The sequence below is a fragment of the Hydrogenivirga sp. genome, from assembly GCF_056450045.1.
Genome location: NZ_JBWONM010000153.1, coordinates 1 through 4,829, shown reverse-complemented (window position 1 = coordinate 4,829; position 4,829 = coordinate 1). Strand labels below are relative to the sequence as shown.

Genomic DNA, 4,829 nt, shown 5'->3' with positions numbered 1-4,829 from the left:
AGGATGTTGTAGATGAAGTACTCCTCAACCTCATAATGCTTCAAGCTCCTGCGCAGTGTTGCGATGTCCTTCTCAAGAAGAGCCTTCTTTATCCTCTCAAGGAGGGCAAATACCTGCTGCAGGTCCTTTTCCCTCTGAGCCTTTAAGAAGACCTGTCCCGTATCAATTATCTTTCCGACAACGGTGTATTTCCCTTCCTCGTCCTCATAGATCTCAAGTCCAACCTTCATACCCTCAAGGTCAAAGATGTCGTGGAGTATCTTCTCCCCACCGTAGGGCTTCTTCTGGAGCTTCTCCCTCTCAACGTACTCCTTGAAGGATATTCCGCCGAAGACCGCAATTATCTCCTTTGAATACTCGTTGGCAAGGTTGCCCACGTTTATAGCAACGTAGCTCAGAAGGTCCTTGTTTATAAACTCAAACTTTATCCTCGTTCCGAGGACTATATCTACAAAGCCCCTCTCCAGCTCCACAGAGAAGGAGCAAAGGTTCAGGGAGGCGTTCTCCATGAGGAGGAACTTCATGAGGTCCTTGTCGGGTTTTACCCTAAGAACAACGGGGGAATAAATGCGCAGGAGGACCTCCTCCCCTTCAACGAGTATCTCAACGTTTATGACCGTGGAGCCCCAAGGAATCAGGAACTCCCTGTCCTCCCTGTAAACCCTTATTGAACCGAATATCTGACCGAGGTAGCGTTCTATGAGAAGGGCAACACGCTCAAGCTTCTCATCCATGGCTCTATTTTAACAGCTCCCCCCTGCTCAGAGGGTAACCTCTAAGAAACTCCTCACCCGACATTCTCCTCCCCTTCGGGGATATGAGCTCAAGGACCTGAACCGCCCCCCAACCACAGGCTATCACGAAACTCCTCTCATCAATGACCTCTCCGGGCTCTCCACAACCGGGCACAACCTTAACCCTGAGAAGTTTGACCCTGCTTCCCCTGTAAAAGAAAAAGGCGCTGGGGTAGAGAGCCCTCACCCTGTCCTTCACACTCTGAGCCTCAGCTTTCCAGCAGACTCTAAACTCTTCCTTCTGGATAGGGGGTGCGTAGGTAGCTTCCTCTTCCTTCTGAGGAACTGGCTTTACCTTTCCCTCAAACCAGAGCTTGAGGGTCCTCACCAGAAGGTCAGCTCCCTTTACCGATAGCCTCCGGGAAAGGGATTGGGCGTCCTCATCTTCGCCTATCGGGACCCTCTCCTGAGAGAGTATGTCCCCTGCGTCCATGCGCTCACTGACGAGCATAACCGTGTTGCCCGTTTCCCTCTCCCCAGCCATGATAGCTCTCTGGATAGGCGCTGCCCCCCTGTACTTTGGAAGTAGAGAGGCGTGGAGATTTATAACCCTGTAGGGCGGGAGCTCAAGGATCTCCTTCGGTAGTATCTTTCCGTAAGCGACAACAACTATGCAGTCGGGCTTGAGCTCCCTTATCTCCTCCACAAAGTCCCTTATCCTCTCAGGTTGAAAGACCCTGTAGCCGAGTTCAAGAGCCCTCTCCTTAACAGGTGGGGGTTTGAGGCGCTTTCCCCTTCCCGCAGGTTTGTCGGGCTGGGTTACAACGCCCACTATGTTGAAGCTCTCCCCTAACCTCTCAAGGCTGGGAACGGCAAAGGAGGGCGTTCCCATGAAGAGAATTCTCATAGCTCAACCTTCCAGTTGTCAATAAGCCTCGTATTCCCTATCCTGATAGCAACGAGTATTCTATCCCCCTCTTCAACCACCTCCTTCGGGTTTAGCTCAGGGTCGGTTATCTCTATGTAGTCAATCTTGCTGACGTGGGGATGGGAGAGTATGAACCTCTCCATCTCCTTCTTTATAGCTTCGCTGTTCCTCTCCCCCTGCCTTATCATCTCCTGAGCGAGGAGAAAGGCTCTGTATATTGAAAGGGCTGATTCCCTTTCTTCAGTAGAGAGGTAAACGTTCCTTGAGCTGTAGGCGAGTCCATCGGGCTCCCTCACCGTCTCAACAGGCACTATCTCAACGGGAAGGAGCAAGTCTCTTACAAGCCTCTGAACTATCTTCAGCTGTTGGTAGTCCTTTTCACCGAAGTAAGCCCTGTCGGGCTGAACTATGTTGAAGAGCTTCAGAACAACAGTAGCGACCCCCTTGAAATGTCCCGGTCTGAACTTGCCCTCAAGGATGTCGCTGAGCTCACGAACGTAAACTTCCGTCTTGCATCCCTCTGGATATATCTCCTCATCGCTCGGCGCAAAAACAGCATCAACTCCAAGCTCTTCACATACGGACATGTCCCTCTCAAGGTCTCTCGGGTACCTCTCGTAGTCCTCTCCAGGACCGAACTGGGTCGGGTTCACATATATGCTCACGACGGTAACGTCGTTCTGGAGCTTTGACCTCTTTATAAGAGCCTTATGCCCCTCATGAAGGTAGCCCATCGTCGGAACGAAGCCTATGCTGGCGTTCTTCTCACACTTCACATTGTGAAGGTAGTTCCTAAGATCCTTTATCTTCTTGAACAGAAGCGGCACCTAAACACCTCCTTGGTGAAGAGAGGGAAAGTATTATAAAGGATGGATGAGCCTCAAAACCAGAATTCTCGTCCTGAAGAGAAAGAGGGCGGGTGACCAGGATATCCTGGTGAAAGCCTACGGTCAAGGAGGTGTAATAGACCTGCTCGTCAGGGACGGACTCCTTAGCGGGCACAGGTTCTTCGGTGTTTTTGAGCCTTTCAACGTGATGGAGCTGGATATGTCCCAGAGAGGAGGTGTAGCCCTTCCAAACGATGTGAAGGATGTAAGGTTTCTGTCTTACATGGCTAAGGATTACAGGAGGTTCCTGTGGATGTCCTGGGTAGCGGGCTTCATAATGAGAACGGTCCACTACTACGACGAGAGGCTCTTTTCCCTCTTCCTCAGATATCTCACTCTAAGCCCTAAGGGGAAGGAGCACGTGCTTAGGATAAGGCTAAAGCTTGATTACCTTGAGCTTTCGGGGCTAAAGCCAAAGTTCTTGGACCAGAGAGGTGGCACAAAGCTCAAGCTCTCAAACGGCTCTATATCCGAAGAGGGGGAGCTGGAGGTAGAGCCCTACCTTCTTGACCTGATAAGGAAGATATACAGGGCGAAGAAGCCCGAAAGGATATCTCTCAGCGGTGATCTGGGCAAGAGGGTAGAGAGGGTGCTTGACCTCTTGATTGAGTATCACACAAGGTAAAGGAGGGCTGTTGTCAGGAGGGGTATTGAGAAGTTGTCGTCAAGCTTAGTGTCAGCGGACTCAAGGAGGGCTCCGAGGCTTGAGATAAGGAGAGCTTCCCTGAAGGGAAGGAAAAGGATAAGGAGGAGGTAGGAGCTGAGAAAGAAGGCGAGGGTGCCTTCAAGGGTCTTATCTTTACTGAAAGGAAGGGGGGTTCTACCCACAGCCTTTCCCACAAGGGTTGAGAGGCTGTCCCCAACGGCGAGCACGACTATACCCACGAGAGACAGCTTCCCAAAGAGTAGGTAAGAGAGGAATATTCCGAGGTTAGCCCACAGAGCCTGTATCCCAGGTCTGGACATATTCCTGTTCCTCTCAAGGCTATCAATGAGTGGAGAGAATAGCTTGAGAAGAGGTTCATGCCTTTTTACAACCAGGTAGTTCAGGAGCAGAACAGAAAGCATGAGGGGAACGTTAGCCCAGTAAGGAAGGAAGTAAACGGGAAGACACCACAGGAGTATCAATACGAGGTGAAAGAACTGCCTCTTTATCTCAAGGGAAAGCTCATCTCTGTCTGAGTATCTCTTTGATCCTTGCATACACGTAAAACCTTACCTTAACAGCGTCCGCATCCTCTATCAGAAGCTCAAAGCCGAGCTTTATCCTTCCATCCTCAAGCTCCTGCACGTTGACAAGCCTCGCTGAGCCTACAACCTCCTCAACCTCAACGGGAAAGTCAATGTGAACCTTGACCTCCCTGTCAAGGAACCTGTCTATCTCAGAAGGGTCATCAACCACGACAGAGAAGCCACCTTCCGATATGTCCTCAACCTCGTACTCCTTTTCCTCCTCACCGCCTACCGATAGAAAGAGCTTAACAGGGTGAACGTGAGAGGGCTGAACCCGGGCGCTCCTTCTGTCGCCAACGGGTTTTTCGGGATTAAGGGAGGGTAGGGTAACTATCACCTCCTCCTCGCTCTTTCCAACCACCTTGACGGGAAGGGCGAAGGTTGCGTACTTCATGTGAACCCTCTTGCCAAGGACGGCAAAGCGCTTGAGGAGTCTGGTAGCCTTCAGAACTATCCTGTCCTCCTCAACCCTCCTTATCTGGGTCTTTGTGGTGAAGAAGAAGGAATCTTCAAAGATAAAAACCTCAGCTGTTTTATCCTTTCCCATCTCTATAAAGCTCCCCCAGCTCGTATATGAGCTGTTCCATTTTCATCCCCCTTGAACCCTTCAGGAGAATTATATTTTTATCCTTCATCCATTTCAACATCTCTTCTTTAAGCGCTTCTTTTTCCCTAAAGAAGAAGCAAACTCCCCCGTATCTCCTGCACTCCTTATAAGCCTCTTCCATCTCTTTGCCATAAAACAGGGTGCAATCAACCCCATGCTGGGCAACAAACTTCCCAATTTCGCCGTGCAATCTGGAGCTCTCATCTCCAAGCTCAAGCATATCCCCAAGAACTGCCACCCTCTTAGAGCCGGTTTCTAAAGAGCATAACGTCCTTATAGCATTCTTTACCGAAGGTGGATTCGCGTTGTAGGTGTCGTCAATGAGGAAAAAATCACCTCCATCAATCAGGTTCATCCTCCCCTCCGGTGCCCTGAAGCTCATGAGGTCTTCCCTGAATTCTCTGGGTTCATACCCAAGAGCCTTGAGTACTCCGAAGGAG

The 4,829-nt window shown here is 50.5% G+C and carries 7 protein-coding genes; 1 reads left to right on the top strand and 6 read right to left on the bottom strand.

Translation table 11 applies throughout. The features are described from left to right. From AC1HCM_RS06305 to panC, 3 genes are all read right to left on the bottom strand, one after another. Positions 1-734, bottom strand: a 734-nt coding sequence (locus AC1HCM_RS06305; RefSeq protein WP_479460920.1) for a hypothetical protein, incomplete at its 3' end; no start/stop codon positions are given. 4 nt (positions 735-738) lie between these two features. After that, the gene (gene fmt, locus AC1HCM_RS06300) at positions 739-1,641 is read right to left on the bottom strand and encodes a methionyl-tRNA formyltransferase (RefSeq protein ID WP_479460919.1); all 903 of its coding nucleotides are present in this window, start codon (positions 1,639-1,641) and stop codon (positions 739-741) included. After that, the gene (gene panC, locus AC1HCM_RS06295) at positions 1,638-2,489 is read right to left on the bottom strand and encodes a pantoate--beta-alanine ligase (RefSeq protein ID WP_479460918.1); all 852 of its coding nucleotides are present in this window, start codon (positions 2,487-2,489) and stop codon (positions 1,638-1,640) included. The genes fmt and panC overlap by 4 nt, the downstream gene beginning before the upstream one ends. Before the next feature lie 46 nt (positions 2,490-2,535). Between panC and AC1HCM_RS06290 the strand changes: the two genes are divergently transcribed. Further along, positions 2,536-3,174 carry a hypothetical protein gene (locus AC1HCM_RS06290; RefSeq protein ID WP_479460917.1) on the top strand — a complete coding sequence of 213 codons (639 nt, stop codon included), beginning with the start codon at positions 2,536-2,538 and terminating at the stop codon, positions 3,172-3,174. On the opposite strand, the gene AC1HCM_RS06285 is transcribed toward AC1HCM_RS06290, so the two are convergent. The 3 genes from AC1HCM_RS06285 to AC1HCM_RS06275 form a co-directional block, all read right to left on the bottom strand. Beyond that, positions 3,162-3,752, bottom strand: coding sequence for a diacylglycerol/polyprenol kinase family protein (locus AC1HCM_RS06285; protein WP_479460916.1), 591 nt, complete (start codon positions 3,750-3,752; stop codon positions 3,162-3,164). The two genes, AC1HCM_RS06290 and AC1HCM_RS06285, sit on opposite strands and share 13 nt — an antisense overlap. Beyond that, a complete protein-coding gene (locus tag AC1HCM_RS06280; protein ID WP_479460915.1) occupies positions 3,718-4,329 on the bottom strand; it encodes a DUF8089 domain-containing protein in 612 nt (203 codons plus the stop codon). The genes AC1HCM_RS06285 and AC1HCM_RS06280 overlap by 35 nt, the downstream gene beginning before the upstream one ends. Then, positions 4,316-4,829, bottom strand: a 514-nt coding sequence (locus AC1HCM_RS06275; protein WP_479460914.1) for a glutamate ligase domain-containing protein, incomplete at its 5' end; no start/stop codon positions are given. The genes AC1HCM_RS06275 and AC1HCM_RS06280, both read right to left, overlap by 14 nt.

Excerpts from the sequence above, each read along its gene's own strand:
- fmt (WP_479460919.1), bottom strand. The coding sequence starts at position 1,641 with ATGAGAATTCTCTTCATGGGAACGCCCTCCTTTGCCGTTCCCAGCCTT.
- AC1HCM_RS06285 (WP_479460916.1), bottom strand. The coding sequence starts at position 3,752 with ATGCAAGGATCAAAGAGATACTCAGACAGAGATGAGCTTTCCCTTGAG.
- AC1HCM_RS06280 (WP_479460915.1), bottom strand. The coding sequence starts at position 4,329 with ATGGGAAAGGATAAAACAGCTGAGGTTTTTATCTTTGAAGATTCCTTC.
- AC1HCM_RS06290 (WP_479460917.1), top strand. The coding sequence starts at position 2,536 with ATGAGCCTCAAAACCAGAATTCTCGTCCTGAAGAGAAAGAGGGCGGGT.